This is a genomic window from Yersinia similis, assembly GCF_001053095.1.
Taxonomy (GTDB): domain Bacteria; phylum Pseudomonadota; class Gammaproteobacteria; order Enterobacterales; family Enterobacteriaceae; genus Yersinia; species Yersinia similis.
Window position 1 is genome coordinate 50,034 of the sequence record NZ_CGBP01000012.1, and the last position, 16,651, is coordinate 66,684.

Genomic DNA, 16,651 nt, shown 5'->3' on the forward strand with positions numbered 1-16,651 from the left:
AGTGATTAATTTGGGGCTATCATGAAACACCTGCAAAAACCTAAAATTCTGAAAATAGAAACGGTTGCTCGCTCCCGCTTATTCAATGTTGAAGCGGTAGAACTGGAGTTCAGTAATGGCGTACAGCGCATTTATGAACGTATGCGACCATCAAATCGTGAGGCCGTGATGATTGTGCCGGTTATAGGTAACGATTTACTGCTCATTCGTGAATACGCTGTTGGTATTGAGGAATACGAACTGGGCTTTCCTAAAGGTCTGATAGACCCCGGAGAAGGTGTGTTGGAAGCCGCAAATCGCGAGTTAATGGAAGAAGTTGGATATGGTGCTGAGCGCTTTGACTATCTCGCTAAACTGACCATGGCACCGTCCTACTTTTCCAGCAAAATGAATATTGTTATTGCTCACGGCCTGTATCCACAAAGTTTGGAGGGTGATGAGCCTGAGCCGTTGCCGCAAGTGCGTTGGCCAATCGCTAATATGATGGCACTCCTTAATGAGGCTGATTTTCGCGAGGCCCGTAATGTCAGCGCCCTCTTTTTAGCACATACATTTCTGAATCAGTGATTGTTTTGATGAGTCACTACCGTGAGATGAATTTTATTTCTGACGTAACTTATTTTTTATAAGAATAATTTATAAAAAAGCCAGATGATCTGATGATCATCTGGCTTTTTACACCGGGCTGCTATTAGAACAGTTCGTGAGTCTGGCCGTTATCCATCAACGAGGTACCAGCTTCATGTACCGTATACTCAGTGGGTTGTGTCCCGTCGATAAAGTACTCTGGGCGGCTGCCTGGCCCGCCATTAGATAACTTGCCTGTTTGCTTATCAATCACGACACTGACGATGCCCGGTGGTGGTGGGACTTGCTTTTCTGGCAAGCCTTCAAGAGCTACCTTCATAAAGTCATCCCATGCTGGCTGGGCCGTCTTCGCCCCGCCTTCTGCTCCAGAAACCTGGTTTGGTATCGCCCCTGATGCCGTGCTACGGCCCAAATTACGGCGATGGTCATCAAAACCAATCCAGACGGATGTGACGGTATCTGGGCCGTAGCCTGAGAACCAGGCATCTTTCGAGCTGTTGGTCGTACCCGTTTTACCGCCGATATCCTTACGTTTCAGGTCACGACCCGCACGCCAGCCCGTACCCATCCAGCCAGGCTCCCCGAAAATATTGGAATTCAATGCATCACGCATTAAGAACGCCAGCGGGGTGCTTATCACGTGTGGCGCATATTGCTGATCGCTATTTAGCGCCGCCTGTGCAGGTGTCACCTGTTCCAGTTCTGGCATTGGCACATTACTGGCATTCTGGCTCTGCGAGGTTGCAACGTTCTCAATATTGTCGTCAGAAAGTACAACTGAACGCTGGGTATCGCCGTAAATGACTGGCAAGTTACAGTTATCGCAGACAATTTTCGGTTTTGTTTCAAACAGGACATTACCCACATCATCAGTGATCTTAGTGATGAAGTATGGATCAACCAGATAACCGCCATTTGCTAGCACGGCATAGCCACGGACTAACTGTAATGGTGTAAAAGATGCTGAACCCAGAGCCAGTGATTCTGAATGCACGATATTCTGCGCAGGGAAACCAAAGCGCTGTAAATACTCAGCCGCGTAATCCACCCCCATGGCCCGCATTGCCCGCACCATGACCACGTTTTTCGATTGACCTAAACCCTGACGTAAACGGATTGGGCCATCGTAAGTGGGAGGGGAGTTTTTTGGCCGCCAGTCGGTGCCTGCGCCAGAATCCCAACGAGTGATTGGCAGGTCATTGAGGATAGTAGCCAGAGTCAGGCCTTTATCCATCGCTGCGGTATACAGGAATGGCTTAATATTCGAACCAACCTGACGCAGTGCCTGCGTTGCTCGGTTAAATTTGCTTTGGTTAAAATCAAAACCGCCCACCAGCGCTTTAATTGCACCGTTATTGGGATCGATAGACACCAGAGCAGAATTGACGTCCGGCACTTGAGCTAGCCACCAGTCATCATCGACCTTTCTGACCCAAATTTGCTGACCAGGCTGAACGACATCAGTCACTTTTTTGGGTAACGAACCTTGGGCGTTATCAGATTTAAACGGACGCGCCCACCGTATACCTGCCATCGGCAAGGTAACGTTGCTACCATCAGCCAGCATTGCCGTGGCTTGTGCGGTATCCGCCTCCGTGACTACCGCAGGTAACAGCGGGCCATAGACCGGCAATGTTTTCAGTGCATCGATAATCTGTTCACGGCTCCAGGCACTTTCGCCTACCTTCCATAACACATTGGACGGGCCGCGATAGCCATGGCGCATATCATAAGCCAGCACGTTGGCGCGTAATGAGTCAACTGCCGCCAACTGTAGCTTTCTGGTGATGGTGGTATAGACCTGATAACCGTCGGTATACGCATTTTCGCCGTAACGTTTAATCATCTCCTGACGCACCATTTCGGACAAATAGGGCGCAGAGAAGGCAATTTGCGGCGCATGGTAGTTGGCCACCAGTTCTTCACTGCGGGCTTGATCGTATTGTGCCTGAGTGATGTATTTTTCATCCAGCATACGTAGCAACACAACATTACGCCGCGCCACGGCCCGATCGTGTGAATAGAGCGGGTTAAATGTAGAAGGCGCTTTGGGTAACCCGGCAATCATCGCTATTTGGCTGAGGGTCAATTCATGGACCTCTTTGCCGAAATAGACTTGTGCCGCAGCACCGACACCATAGGCGCGGTAACCGAGATAAATTTTGTTCAGATACAGCTCAAGGATTTCATCTTTGGTCAGCATCTGTTCGATGCGGATAGCCAGAAATGCTTCTTTGATTTTTCGCATCAAAGTCCGTTCAGGGCTTAAAAAGAAGTTCCGCGCTAATTGCTGGGTAATGGTACTCGCCCCTTGGGAGGCGCGACCAGACAACATGGCAATAGAAACCGCACGCATGATCCCCACAGGGTCTACGCCGTGATGATCATAAAATCGGCTGTCTTCTGTGGCAATAAATGCATGCACCATTTCTGGTGGAATTTGATTTAATGTCAATGGGATACGGCGTTTTTCGCCGAATTGAGCGATCAATTCGCCTTCGGCGCTATACACCAGCATAGGTGTTTGCAGCCGGATATCTTTCAGCGTGGCAACATCGGGTAGCTGCGGCTCAATATATTTGTACAGGCCAAATATCGAGGCTGCTCCCAGTAAAATGCAACACACCGCAAGGATTAAAAAATACTTTACGAACTTCACCTGAGATTTCCCATTCAATGTCAATTGGGCAGTTTATAAACAACCGCGACGTAGTATAAAGGCAAGCCCGCACCATGGATACGTTCTTTTATTCTGTCTCGACATGGAGGTCGATAAAAATGTACTCACAATATTGGCAGGTAGGGCTAGATATTCAAATGGAGGCTATCCGGGCATTGGCCGTAATTCGACGCCGTAATGGCTGGCAACTGCGCTACTGGTGGCATCAAATATTACCTTCTGGCGTTTTGCAGGAAGGCATATTACATCAGCCTGATATTCTTAGCGAACAACTCAAATTGTTACGTAAGCAGTTGCCACGACATATTTCATTACGCATTGCTTTGCCCGCACAGCGCATATTGCAGCACACCATTCATGTGCCTGATAGGCGCCTACGTGAACCCCAACGTGATGGTTTTATTAAAGCCAGTGCCAGCAGGTTATTTCCGGTTAACAGTCAGGCTTTGGCCCTGGATTACAGCCGCGAAACTGTTGCGAGTAATGAATTATTGATAACCGCAGCGCGTCAGTCAGAGGTGCAGCAATGGCAAGCCTGCTTGGAACAGGCAGGTTTATCATCACAAGTGATTGATATTGCGCCATGCGCTTTACGCTATATGGCAACAGCGGCAGGCTTGTCTGGGCCATATTGGTTGGTTCACCGGTTGGCAAATGAATGGCTGTGGGTATCGTCCAGTGACATGCCATTTCATTCCGGGGTGGTGGCTATCGATGATGTAGATCGCGGAACTCAGGAGAATGATATCAGCTCGCTGTCAGCCCTATTGGCTCGGCTTAACATGCGCGGTGTTGGTGAAGGTGGCACGCCTTTGGCGGTGTATTACAGCAGTGTAATAAAGGAGTCGTTGCCGGAAAACACACGGTCATGGTCACCGCTGACGGCTTTTGCGCAGTATCAACCCCCATTACCAGCGTTACCGGCAGCTTTTACTTTGGCCGGTGGGCTGGCGGTACGTGCGGCAGACTCTTTACGTGCTGCTGGTTCGGGCTACTGATGTATCAGGTGAATTTCTTGCCGTGGCGTATTGCCCGGCAACAGGCTCGCTACCGGTTCTGGCGCAATATCATGCTGATCCAATGTATTGTCTTGGCTCTCTGTCTGGCGGTGGTGCTAATGCAAGCCCGTAGTGAACACAAACACCGGCAAGTCACGGCGGCGGCATTATCACAGCAGCAGGCTGCATTAAGCCAACGTCAACAGCAGGTGCAGCAGGCGATGGCGCAGTTGCAGAGGGTAAAACAGCATGCTCAGCTCTATCATCAGGCTCATCAACCTGCCCGAGGTTATTCAATATTATTGCAACAGCTGTCACAGCAGATCCCTGAAAGTTGCTGGCTGATGGCCCTAAGGCAGCAAGGTGATGTGCTGTCTTTCGAGGTTATTAGCCGGGATTACGCCACAATTAATGCATTTTTAGCGATGTTAGGTCGTCAGCCTCTTTTGGTGAATGTGAGTTTGCAGGGGATTACTCAACAGGATGAAGGCGGTTTTCGCTTTGTGGTTCACACCTCTTGGCGAGACGAAGACGATTATGCAGAGGGCCATCATGCAGAAGGTCATGATATCGAAGGTCATTATGTGGCAGGGAACTATGAATAAATCATTACAGCGTTGGATGGATAGACCCGGTTGGCAGCTTTGTTTATGGCAATGGCTTTTTTTAAGCCTGCTCGGGGTTATCGCTTACGGTGGGTTACTGCGCCCAGCGTGGCAACAGCGCTCAGAGGCCATAGATGAAGTTATTAATTTGCAACAGCACGTTGATCAGCAGGTATCAGCGTTGGCGCAGTTACCTTCGCAAGCACTGATCCGCCAACAGATAAACACCTTGTTGTCAGAGAAAGCGTTGCGGCAAAAGCCTGAAATATTACTGGCTCATCAGGTCGGTGAAACAATTATGCCTTTTGGCGGGCAAGTGATCCGCTGGCAGCGCTACTCAGGGGGGGAAGAGGCTGTGGTAGAAAATGCCGTTGCTTACCGGCGGTGGGAGGCAACATTGCGGGTGAGTTTTTATGGGTTGTACCATCTGTTCGGGCAATTGTCAGAAATCAGGTCACCTGTTCTTGTCAAAGTTATTGCACTGATCGGTGATAGCGGTGCGCTTACCGTGAAGTTGATACTTACCGAGTATCTCACGGATGATTTAGGTGATTTTGATGTTCAAGATAAATAATTACATGGCAGTGTTGGCTATGAGTTCAGTGGCTATCGGCTTATTCGTTATCGGGTTACTGCAATCCAGTGTTTTTGCATCACCCCATCTAGCTAATATCGAGCGTGACCCTTTTCAAGCTGTCTTAGCGATATCCTGTGATAGTAAGCGAGAAAGGCTTGCAGGCTGGAAATTACAAGGGATTGTCAGTGGTGATGGCTATCAAGCGGCCTGGATACAACGCCCCGATGCCACATGGCAACGATTAACCTTAGGGACCCGGTTAATCTCCGAATGGCAGGTAACTCAGATAAGCGCACAGTGGGTCGATTTACAGTATGAAAACCCTGAGGCGCTTTGCTCAGAATTATCGGTAGTACTCTCGCTGTTTCAACATTAAATTCAACAGGTTGTCTGATGATAATCAGCATTAAAAGGAAGTAAACTGATGAATATTTTTATACCCGATACAGGCAGGCAGTTTAGCACTTGGTGGTGCCAGCGGACATACTTCAATCGGACATATTTGCAGAGCAAAAATAAACGCTTAAAGTGCTCCCAAGGGTTAATTGGCTTATTAATTTGGTGTCTCTTACTCACAAGCATGTCATCACACAGTCGCTCATCAAATAGCAATTTATCAGACAGCAATTTATCAAACAGTGCTTCATCAAATAGCACCTCACCAAATAGTGCCTCATTACCGCGTACCCGCAGCGGGGTGTCGGTAACCCTGGAATTTCAGGATGCGCCGGTCTCTGTCATATTGCAGGCTCTGGCTGACTATCGGCAACTTAATCTGATTACCACTACCGGTGTGGGGGGTAATCTCAGTTTGCGATTGATTGAAGTGCCTTGGGAACAGGCATTGGCGATCATTCTGCGAATGGGGCGTTTGAAAGCGGAGAGAGAGGGGACCGTGATGATGGTCTTTACCGAACAGGAGATTCAAGAACGGCAGCAGCGGACGAAACAGCAAGCTGCGCCAGAAGCACTGGCTAACCTGACGTTAGCATTGCAGTACGCTAATGCTGAGCAGGTGGCCGACAGTTTGGATCCGCTGCAAGGTGGGCTGCTTTCGCCATTGGGCAGTGTGGTAGCAGATAAGCGGACGAACACACTATTGATTCGTGATACGCCCGCTTCACTGGTATTGTTAAAAAACTGGCTGATTGAGATGGATTTACCGTTACAGCAAGTACAATTGGCTGCTCATATTGTGACCATCAGCAGTGAAGATTTACAGGAGCTGGGTGTGCGCTGGGGGATGGGTGAAGGCAAGGGAAATACTGCACTCAGAATCAATGATTTTAATGTCAATTTACCGTTGCTAAATGGCGCCGCAAGCGCTGGGTTTCATGTGGCCCGTATCGGTGGCCGTCTACTGGAGCTGGAGTTGAGTGCGTTGGAGCAAGAGAATCAGGTCGATATTATTGCCAGCCCACGTTTAATTACCTCACATCAACAAACCGCCAGTATTAAACAAGGTTCTGACATCCCTTATACGGTCTCGCGGGGTAAAAAAGAAGCATCGGCCATCGAGTTTAAAGAAGCGGTGCTGGGGATGGAAGTTACACCAAAAATTCTGCGTAATGGCAAGATCATCCTAGACTTAAAAATTAGTCAAAATATGCCAGGTATCACTATTAAACGCGGTGAGAGTGAAATGTTGCTAATAGATAAACAAGAGATTAAAACACAAGTTACTGTAAATGATGGTGAAACTATCGTGCTAGGCGGGATTTTCCAACAAAAAAAACGCCAGAGTGTTAATAAAGTCCCGTTACTGGCCGATATTCCATTATTAGGCGCGATGTTCAGGCAAGATACTCAACAGCAAAGTCGGCGGGAGTTAGTGATTTTCATTACGCCAAAATTAATCAGTGCCTGAGCCTTGTTAAGATGCCATTTTATGAAAACAGGGTAGTCTTGGTGACTTTCTGCAACTTTTTGTGTGATTGGAGGCTTCTAAATTTGACGCTGCGACAGATTTAGCATACAAGGGTTACCGAATTGAGCTCCGAGGTTTTTAATTAACGTTGATACGCCGATAAAAACGTATGGTTTCCCTCCCACGACGTGTACAACGATTTATTCGGTTGCCAAACTACCAGATGTGCTGAGATAATTTTTCGTCTGATCTCGCACTATCGCTCATGAGGTTTCAGTTTAGGTCCCGCCGCTAATTTGATTGGCGGGGCGGGTTATCATTAACGAATAGTCTTAGTAATACCAAAAACATGGCAGAGAAACGCAATATCTTTCTGGTTGGGCCTATGGGTGCCGGCAAAAGCACTATTGGTCGTCAGTTAGCTCAGCAACTCAATATGGAGTTTTTCGACTCTGATCAAGAAATTGAGCGACGTACCGGAGCTGACGTGGGCTGGGTATTCGACGTGGAAGGCGAAGAAGGTTTCCGCGATCGTGAAGAAAAAGTGATTAATGAACTAACGGAAAAGCAAGGCATTGTTCTGGCAACCGGTGGTGGCTCTGTTAAATCCAGAGAAACCCGTAACCGTTTGTCAGCCCGTGGGGTTGTGGTGTATTTAGAAACCACTATCGAGAAGCAGTTAGCCCGTACACAACGAGACAAAAAGCGTCCGTTGCTACAGGTCGATGAACCTCCACGTGAAGTGTTAGAAGCACTGGCAAAAGAACGTAATCCGTTATACGAAGAAATTGCAGATGTCACTATCCGCACTGACGATCAAAGCGCGAAAGTGGTTGCTAACCAGATTATCAACATGCTGGAAAGTAACTGATTTAGCATTTTACTAATGCCTGCGGGCGTAAGTTAAGAAGGTTACTGAGCGCGACATGGAGAAGATTACTGTCACGTTAGGGGAACGTAGCTACCCCATTACGATTGCCGCCGGGTTGTTCAATGACCCGGCCTCTTTTAAGCCGCTAAAGGCGGGTGACCAGGTTATGCTGGTCACTAACCAAACGTTGGCTCCACTCTATCTGGGCTCTCTTCGGGCAGTGTTGGAACAAAGTGGCATTAAAGTTGATCAGGTGATTTTACCTGATGGTGAGCAGTATAAATCTCTGAGCGTTATGGAGCAGGTCTTTTCTGCCCTTCTGGAAAAACCGCACGGTCGTGATACTACGTTGGTTGCCTTAGGTGGTGGCGTAGTAGGCGACCTGACCGGTTTTGCCGCAGCTTGCTATCAACGCGGTGTGCGCTTTATTCAAGTTCCTACTACTTTACTTTCTCAAGTGGATTCTTCTGTTGGTGGTAAAACCGCAGTTAACCATCCCTTGGGCAAAAACATGATTGGTGCCTTCTACCAGCCTGCATCGGTGGTGGTTGATCTTAATTGTCTTAAAACTCTCCCCCCGCGTGAACTCGCTTCTGGCTTGGCTGAAGTGATCAAATACGGCATCATCCTTGATGCAGCCTTCTTCGATTGGTTAGAAAACAACATTGACGCTTTATTAGCACTGGATATGCCAGCATTAGCTTACTGTATCCGCCGCTGTTGCGAATTAAAGGCCGATGTTGTTGCTGCTGATGAACGTGAAGAGAGCGGTGCGCGCGCTTTACTCAATTTGGGTCACACCTATGGTCATGCTATCGAAGCTGAAATGGGCTACGGAGTGTGGTTACACGGTGAAGCAGTTGCTGCGGGTATGGTGATGGCCGCACAGACATCCCGTCGTCTGGGGCAGCTTTCTGTCAGTGATGTTGAGCGTATTAAGAAACTCCTATCACGTGCCGGTCTGCCAGTTTGTGGGCCTAAAAAAATGGCACCAGAATCTTATCTGCCACATATGATGCGGGATAAAAAAGTATTGGCGGGTGAACTCCGTCTGGTACTGCCAACGGCCATCGGTAAATCAGAAATCCGGGGCGGTGTTACGCATGATATGGTGTTGGCATCGATAGCGGATTGCCAGCCATAGAAAATGGTATAGGTGCGATATTTATCGGTGTGATGTTTCATAAAAACTATGTTCATCAGTGTTCTTTTCATAAGAACACTGTTCACTAGTGCTATGCTTATAAGTACGATATTCATAAGTATTATGATGTTGTATTATAAAACATCGTATCTTTTGTGTAGGCAGTTTTAAACTGTTTACCGTCGGTCAAATCAATCAGCCGGATCGCAATAATTGATGCGGCGGGCTTTTGCCTCTAGTTGGAGGGTTTAAATGGATGATTTAAAGCTGGATGACGATCTGAAACCAGATAGCAGTGACCGTCGTCCTACACGCTCTCGCAAGTCCCCCACCGGGCCTAAACTTGCTGTTTCACGCCAACATATGATGATTGGTATTGGCATTTTAGTGTTGCTATTGATCATTATCGCCATTGGTTCTGCCTTGAAAGCGCCTACCGAACATGAAGCATCCCAACAAAACCCAAATGTTAATGCGGCACGAGATATCAATTTATCGGATTCGTCTTCGTTAACCAGCGGTAATAATAGCCAGCCCAGTATTGCGAACAATGCCAGCGATGGCCATGATGCCAATGGTGTAAAGAATACGGCTCCACCGCAAGATATCAGTGCTCCGCCAATTTCGCCAACGCCAACCGAGGCTGCAATACCGCCTTCGGCTAACAGCACGACTCAGCGGATTGAATTGCTTGGTAATATGTCCGATGCTCTCTCTCAGGCTCAAGGGCAGGTGGATACGTTATCTCAGAATATCAGTGATGCTCATACATCAACACTGCCGACGGCTGCGGCAACAGTTGCTCCATCGAAAGGGGCAAAAGTACCTATTACGCGTGAAACGATTACGCAACCGGTGCAGAAACAGGCCACTAAGCAACCAGCGGTTAACCATAAAAATACCGCGGCTGTGGCGGTTCCTCCTGCTACATCCGGTACACCTAAATCAGGTGCAGCCAGTAGCAGTGCATTGAACAGCGCGCCGAGTAGCCACTACACGCTGCAATTGAGCAGCGCATCGCGCTCAGACACCTTGAATGCCTATGCAAAGCAGCAAAAGTTAACTGATTATCATGTGTACGAAACCAAACGTGATGGTAAGCCTTGGTACATTTTAGTGAGTGGTAATTATGCATCCTCTGCGGATGCAAAAAAGGCAATCACAACATTACCCGCTGATGTTCAAGCGAAAAAGCCATGGGTTAAGCCTGTACAACAAGTACAGCAAGACCTTAAAAAATAAACCATTCTGATTTGTGCGCTGATGTGCTGTTTGAAACAGAGTACAATCTGCGGCTCTGAATTATTAAGTAGCTAACTGACGGCATGAAGAAAAACCGCGCTTTTTTAAAATGGGCTGGTGGGAAATATCCGCTGGTTGATGACATACGACGCCATCTTCCAGCGGGAGATTGTTTGATAGAGCCATTTGTTGGTGCGGGTTCCGTGTTTCTCAACACCGAGTTCGAATCTTACATACTGGCTGATATCAACAACGATCTCATCAACTTATACAATATCGTTAAGTTACGTACAGATGATTTTGTGCGTGATGCTCGAGTTCTCTTTACTGGCGACTTCAATCATTCCGAGCTGTTTTACCAATTGCGGCAAGAGTTTAATGCCAGTACGGATGCTTATCGCCGTGCATTGCTGTTCCTCTATCTCAATCGCCACTGTTATAACGGCCTATGTCGTTATAATTTGAGCGGTGAATTCAATGTGCCTTTTGGTCGTTACAAAAAACCGTACTTTCCAGAAGCGGAGCTCTATTGGTTTGCTGAAAAATCGCAAAATGCGGTTTTTGTTTGTGAGCACTATCAGGAAACCTTGTTAAAAGCAGTGCAGGGAGCCGTAGTTTACTGCGATCCTCCTTATGCGCCGCTATCAGCGACGGCAAACTTTACGGCCTATCACACCAATAATTTTGGGATTGCAGACCAGCAAAATCTGGCGCGTTTGGCTTATCAGTTGTCTACTGAGAGTAAAGTTCCGGTACTGATTTCTAACCATGACACCGAACTGACGCGTAATTGGTATCATCAGGCGGCGTCGCTACATGTCGTCACTGCGCGCCGTACGATCAGCCGTAACATCCTTGGTCGCAGTAAAGTAAACGAACTTTTGGCGCTCTATAGCTGAGTGAAAACTGCTGTCCGGTAATCGCTCAGACGGGTGGTTTATGAAGTGATGGCGATAGTTTATCAAATGGTCGTGGTTGTTTATTAAATGTTATTTAATGATATACCCGTCATAATTCAAGCTGCATGTGTGTTGGCCGCTTTCGTTCACCCCAGTCACTTACTGGTGGGGACTTACTCAATTGCCGCCTTCCTGCAACTCGAGTTATTTTGGGTATAGCCAGGTGTCCAGGTTGATAAAGTCGATCTTTCATAAGACGAAGCAACATGTTTGGAGAAACGGATGAAAAAGTATTTAATTGCCCCCTCTATTCTGTCAGCTGATTTTGCCCGGCTGGGTGAAGATACCGCGAAGGTGCTCGCCGCAGGTGCTGATATTGTGCATTTTGACGTGATGGACAACCACTATGTTCCTAACCTGACCATCGGCCCGATGGTATGTCAGGCTCTACGTGATTACGGAATTACCGCACCTATTGATGTGCATCTGATGGTGAAGCCGGTTGACCGTATCGTCCCGGATTTCGCAAAAGCCGGTGCAACTTATATTACATTCCATCCCGAAGCTTCTGAACACGTTGACCGCACGCTGCAATTAATCAAAGAGAGCGGTTGTAAGGCCGGTCTGGTGTTCAACCCTGCGACTCCTCTGAGCTATCTTGATTATGTGATGGATAAGCTGGATGTCATTTTACTGATGTCAGTTAACCCCGGTTTCGGTGGTCAATCGTTTATTCCTGAAACCCTGAATAAGCTGCGTCAGGTGCGTAAGTTGATTGATGAAAGTGGTTATGATATCCGCTTGGAAGTGGATGGCGGTGTTAAGGTCGAGAATATTCGCCAGATAGCCGCAGCAGGTGCCGATATGTTTGTTGCTGGCTCCGCGATTTTTAATCAACCCGATTATGCCGCGGTGATCGATGCCATGCGCAATGAACTGGCGATGGCGGCTAATGGTTAAGTTTGAGGCGATTCGTGGTGTTGCATTCGATCTGGACGGCACCTTAGTGGACAGCGCGCCCGGTCTGGCCAGTGCTATTGATATGGCGTTGGCGCATCAGGGGTTACCTGCCGCTGGCGAAGCGTTAGTCTCCACTTGGATTGGTAATGGCGCAGATGTCTTAGTCGAGCGTGCGCTGCATTGGGCAGGGCGTGAAGGTGATGCTCAGCTTGTGGCACAGACCCGCGAACTGTTTGATCATTATTATGCCAAAACCGTTGAGCAGGGGAGCCAGCTATTCCCGCAAGTGAAAGCCACTTTAGCTCAATTGGCTGCCAATGGCTTGCCGATGGGGCTTATTACCAATAAGCCAACACCGTTTGTTGCCCCTTTACTAACGTCATTGGGGATCGCAGACTATTTCTCTGTCATCATTGGTGGTGATGATGTGGTGGTGAAAAAACCGCATCCGGCCCCGTTGTATTTATTGCTGGGAAAACTTGGCTTACATGCACGTGAAATGCTGTTCGTCGGTGATTCGCGTAATGACATTATGGCCGCGCAGGCGGCGGGTTGCCCTTGTATTGGGCTGACCTATGGATATAACTACGGTGAAGCGATTGCCACCAGTCATCCAGACTGCGTGCTGGCGCATTTTGCCGACCTGTTGCCCACCATTGGGCTACCATCTTTAAAAGATCAGGAAGTATAAAATGAGTGAACCCACTGTATTAAGTAAACCCATTGTATTAAGTAAACCTATCGTATTCAGCGGCGCACAGCCGTCCGGCGAATTGACCATTGGTAATTACATGGGGGCGCTGCGTCAGTGGGTACAGATGCAGGATGATTATGATTGCATCTATTGCATTGTTGACCTGCATGCAATTACTGCTCGCCAAGATCCGGTTCTGTTGAGAAAAAGAACGTTAGATACGCTGGCGCTGTATCTGGCCTGCGGTATTGACCCGAAGAAAAGCACCATTTTTGTTCAATCTCATGTGCCTGAGCACTCTCAACTGAGCTGGGCGTTGAACTGCTATACCTACTTTGGTGAACTGAGCCGCATGACTCAGTTTAAAGACAAGTCGGCGCGCTATGCAGAAAACATTAATGCTGGCTTGTTCGATTACCCAGTATTGATGGCGGCAGATATTTTACTGTATCAAACCAACCAGGTACCGGTGGGGGAAGACCAAAAGCAGCATTTGGAGCTGAGCCGCGATATCGCAAATCGTTTCAATAATCTGTATGGCGATATTTTCAAAATCCCTGAGCCGTTTATTCCTAAAGCTGGTGCCCGCGTCATGTCTTTACAGGATCCGACCAAGAAAATGTCTAAATCGGATGACAACCGTAACAATGTGATCGAGTTACTGGAAGATCCTAAATCGGTGGTTAAAAAGATTAAGCGTGCCATGACAGATTCTGATGAACCTGCGCTCATTCGTTATGATGTAGAGAAGAAAGCTGGCGTGTCTAATTTGCTGGATATTCTGTCTGGTGTGACTGGCCAATCAATCCCAGAGCTGGAAGCGCAGTTTACTGGCCAGATGTACGGTCATTTGAAAGGTGCGGTGGCAGATGCCGTTTCTGGCATGTTGAGCGAGCTACAAGAACGTTATCGTACTTATCGTGAAGATGAGGCGCTGTTGCAGGATGTGATGCGTGAAGGTGCGGCCAAGGCCCGTGCCCGTGCACAAGCAACTTTAGCCAAAGTGTACGAAGCCATCGGTTTTGTTGCGCAGCCGTAATGATCACATCGCATCAGTAATGTGAGGGGGAGATCTCCCCCTCATTAATTAGCATTAACCGCATAGCCAGCATTAACCAACATTAAGCCACACATTCAGTCATTTTGGGCTGATCATCGTGATGGCGGCTGGAAAACCAATTCAGTTTTTCACGTAAGCTGACCACGCTACCGACGATAATCAAGCTCGGGCTACTGACCTGTTGGGACAGTAATGCCAATTGACTCAACTCGCCACTCACAACCCGCTGATGCCGTGAGGTGCCGTTTTCGATTAAGGCAACCTGAGTGGTCGCTGGCATGCCGTGTTGAATCAATTGCTGTTGGATCTCTCCAGCCTGCGATAGTCCCATATAAAAGACTAATGTTTGTTTTTCTGCTGCCAGGTTTTCCCAATCTAACTGCCCATCTTTCTTGGCATGACCGGTGATCAGTCGCACGCTTTGCGCATGGTCACGGTGAGTCAGTGGAATTCCACTGTAAGCCGAGCAACCGGATGCTGCCGTAATACCAGGGACTACTGAGAAAGGGATACCGTAGCTCGCCAACTCTTCCAACTCTTCGCCACCCCGGCCAAAAATAAACGGGTCGCCACCTTTCAAACGCACCACCCGCTTACCGGATTGTGCCTGCTGTAACAGGATTTGGTTGATTTGCTCTTGTGGCACACAGTGGTGGCCCGATTGTTTGCCGACAAAGATTCGTTCGGCATCACGCCGGACCAGATTCATCACTTCGTCGGAGACCAGCCGGTCATAAACCACCACATCGGCCTGTTGGATCTGCTGCAACCCTTTCAAGGTCAATAAACCTGCATCACCCGGCCCTGCACCGACCAAAACCACTTCGCCGCGATCAGTGAGTGGGGTACTAAACAGTTGTTCAATATGCTGTTCGGCTTGTATGTGATCATTATTGGCTAAAGATTGTGCCAGATGGTCGTGGGTCAGCAACTTTTCCCAGAATCGGCGACGATCCGTCATCACGGAAAAATGCTGTTTCACTCGCTGGCGTAAGTTCCCCGCCAACTGCGCCAGTTGTCCCAGATGTTGCGGTAACATGGCTTCCAGTTTTTCTCGCAACAACCGTGCCAGCACCGGCGCTTTGCCGCCAGAGGAGACCGCGATCATGATGGGGGAGCGATCAATAATGGATGGCATGATAAAGCTGGTGCGTTTCGGATCATCAACCACATTGCAGAAGATCCGTTGCTGGTTGGCGCTTTGATAGACTAATGCATTGACGGACAACTGATCGGTGGCGGCAATGACTAGCCATTTATCGGCCAACAATTCGGGGATAAACTCACCGCGAATTAATGAAAGTTGCCCTTGATCTGCCCAATGGTGAAACTGGGGGGTGAACTCGCAGGCATTGACGGTGACTAACGCACCTGCATCCAGTAGCAGGCGCGCTTTGCGTTCAGCAATTTCTCCACCGCCAACCAGCAGACAGGCTTTGTGTTGCAGTTGGCAGAAAATCGGGAAGTAGTCCATTGGCAATCCTTCAGTTTTTCAGTTTGTTGCAGGGCAACTAATTATGGCAGGGCAACTAATTACGGTAGGGCAGCGAGTTATTACAGCGCTGCCAAATTATTATGATTTTGCGCTGTGTGGAGCATTAATCGCCGCAGGTTGTGGCCGTAGCGCCCGAGGTGTGGCATACCAGTAACCAAGGCCCATAAAGACCACGCCTGACAGAGTATTACCCAGCGTGACCCACAACAGGTTATGGCCTATGCCACTTAAGGTGTATGCCTCGCTGTGATGACCAAACCAAGACAACGCAAGCAAGGTCATGTTCGCCACGGAGTGTTCGTAACCCGAGGCAATAAAGGCCAGCAAACACCACCAGATAGCGATAAATTTCGCCGCACCTTCAACGCGGATCGCCATCCAGATCGCCAGACAGACCAGCCAGTTACATAAGACACCTTTAAAGAATAGGGTCATCGCTGGCGCTGTAGTTTTTGCCAGTGCCGCGGTGTGTACCAGGCTGGTGTCCACAGAGAGCAGGTTACCGCCACCGTAATAATAGAGCAGGGCAACGAAAACCGACCCCAGTAGATTTCCCAGCCAGGTTTGCGGTAATACCGCCCACATTTGGCTGGATTTGATGGTGCCTGCTTTCACACCGAAGGTCAGGAACATGGTGTGACCGGTAAATAATTCAGAACCGGCAATGATGACTAACGTTAGGGCCAGACCAAAGGTGGCCCCCATCACCAATGGGCGAAGAGCGGGGTCGATGAGGTTACCCAATGTGAAAATCAGGATGATGCCCAAGCCCACATAGGCACCCGCCATGGCTGAACCAATCCAAAAACCTGGCGGGCTCTCTTTGGCCAGCTTGACGATTCGGGCCGCATTGGCCGCACATTTATTGATGGTGTCAGTGTACATTTTTTCCCCGAACTCCCTTTGTTCTTGGTGCTGTAGCGGTGTTTACTGCCTTGCTACAACACCTATGACGTAGGGGATGATTAAAA

Annotated in this window: 16 protein-coding genes; 13 read left to right on the forward strand and 3 right to left on the reverse strand. The window is 48.5% G+C overall.

Annotated features, from left to right (window positions below; translation table 11 throughout):
• Window positions 1–21: 21 nt before the first annotated feature.
• Window positions 22–567, forward strand: a complete 546-nt coding sequence (gene nudE, locus AC971_RS10740) for an ADP compounds hydrolase NudE (RefSeq protein WP_025381792.1) — start codon at window positions 22–24, stop codon at window positions 565–567.
• A 124-nt stretch (window positions 568–691) separates the two neighbouring features.
• Here nudE and mrcA read toward each other — a convergent pair whose 3' ends face one another.
• Entirely contained in the window at window positions 692–3,247 is a 2,556-nt protein-coding gene (gene mrcA / locus AC971_RS10745) for a peptidoglycan glycosyltransferase/peptidoglycan DD-transpeptidase MrcA (protein ID WP_025381791.1), read from the reverse strand.
• 119 nt (window positions 3,248–3,366) lie between these two features.
• Here mrcA and pilM point away from each other — a divergent pair, with 119 nt between their 5' ends.
• The 12 genes from pilM (at window position 3,367) to trpS (ending at window position 14,164) form a co-directional block, all read left to right on the forward strand.
• Window positions 3,367–4,266: a type IV pilus biogenesis protein PilM gene (pilM, locus tag AC971_RS10750; RefSeq protein ID WP_025381790.1), complete on the forward strand. Its 900-nt coding sequence runs from the start codon at window positions 3,367–3,369 to the stop codon at window positions 4,264–4,266.
• The gene (locus AC971_RS10755) at window positions 4,266–4,871 is read left to right on the forward strand and encodes a PilN domain-containing protein (RefSeq protein WP_025381789.1); all 606 of its coding nucleotides are present in this window, start codon (window positions 4,266–4,268) and stop codon (window positions 4,869–4,871) included. The genes pilM and AC971_RS10755 overlap by 1 nt, the downstream gene beginning before the upstream one ends.
• Window positions 4,864–5,445: a membrane protein gene (locus AC971_RS10760; protein WP_025381788.1), complete on the forward strand. Its 582-nt coding sequence runs from the start codon at window positions 4,864–4,866 to the stop codon at window positions 5,443–5,445. Before AC971_RS10755 ends, AC971_RS10760 begins: the two co-directional genes overlap by 8 nt.
• A gap of 19 nt (window positions 5,446–5,464) precedes the next feature.
• Window positions 5,465–5,824 carry a DNA utilization family protein gene (locus AC971_RS10765; protein ID WP_025381787.1) on the forward strand — a complete coding sequence of 120 codons (360 nt, stop codon included), beginning with the start codon at window positions 5,465–5,467 and terminating at the stop codon, window positions 5,822–5,824.
• 48 nt (window positions 5,825–5,872) lie between these two features.
• Complete coding sequence (gene hofQ, locus AC971_RS10770) at window positions 5,873–7,315, forward strand: DNA uptake porin HofQ (RefSeq protein WP_071825444.1); 1,443 nt, start codon at window positions 5,873–5,875, stop codon at window positions 7,313–7,315.
• 349 nt (window positions 7,316–7,664) lie between these two features.
• Complete coding sequence (aroK, locus tag AC971_RS10775) at window positions 7,665–8,186, forward strand: shikimate kinase AroK (protein ID WP_002208899.1); 522 nt, start codon at window positions 7,665–7,667, stop codon at window positions 8,184–8,186.
• A 55-nt stretch (window positions 8,187–8,241) separates the two neighbouring features.
• On the forward strand, window positions 8,242–9,330 hold the full coding sequence (gene aroB / locus AC971_RS10780) for a 3-dehydroquinate synthase (RefSeq protein WP_025381785.1): 1,089 nt from the start codon (window positions 8,242–8,244) through the stop codon (window positions 9,328–9,330).
• Between the two features lie 252 nt (window positions 9,331–9,582).
• On the forward strand, window positions 9,583–10,572 hold the full coding sequence (locus AC971_RS10785) for an SPOR domain-containing protein (RefSeq protein ID WP_025381784.1): 990 nt from the start codon (window positions 9,583–9,585) through the stop codon (window positions 10,570–10,572).
• An 83-nt stretch (window positions 10,573–10,655) separates the two neighbouring features.
• Window positions 10,656–11,471, forward strand: coding sequence for an adenine-specific DNA-methyltransferase (gene dam, locus AC971_RS10790; protein WP_002208895.1), 816 nt, complete (start codon window positions 10,656–10,658; stop codon window positions 11,469–11,471).
• A gap of 282 nt (window positions 11,472–11,753) precedes the next feature.
• On the forward strand, window positions 11,754–12,431 hold the full coding sequence (rpe, locus tag AC971_RS10795) for a ribulose-phosphate 3-epimerase (protein WP_025381783.1): 678 nt from the start codon (window positions 11,754–11,756) through the stop codon (window positions 12,429–12,431).
• Window positions 12,424–13,122, forward strand: a complete 699-nt coding sequence (locus AC971_RS10800; RefSeq protein WP_025381782.1) for a phosphoglycolate phosphatase — start codon at window positions 12,424–12,426, stop codon at window positions 13,120–13,122. Before rpe ends, AC971_RS10800 begins: the two co-directional genes overlap by 8 nt.
• Window position 13,123: 1 nt before the next feature.
• Window positions 13,124–14,164, forward strand: a complete 1,041-nt coding sequence (gene trpS, locus AC971_RS10805; RefSeq protein WP_025381781.1) for a tryptophan--tRNA ligase — start codon at window positions 13,124–13,126, stop codon at window positions 14,162–14,164.
• 82 nt (window positions 14,165–14,246) lie between these two features.
• Here the strand turns inward: trpS and cysG are convergent, their stop codons facing one another.
• Window positions 14,247–15,659: a siroheme synthase CysG gene (cysG, locus tag AC971_RS10810; RefSeq protein ID WP_025381780.1), complete on the reverse strand. Its 1,413-nt coding sequence runs from the start codon at window positions 15,657–15,659 to the stop codon at window positions 14,247–14,249.
• A gap of 99 nt (window positions 15,660–15,758) precedes the next feature.
• Window positions 15,759–16,565 carry a nitrite transporter NirC gene (gene nirC, locus AC971_RS10815; protein ID WP_025381779.1) on the reverse strand — a complete coding sequence of 269 codons (807 nt, stop codon included), beginning with the start codon at window positions 16,563–16,565 and terminating at the stop codon, window positions 15,759–15,761.
• Window positions 16,566–16,651: the final 86 nt, after the last annotated feature.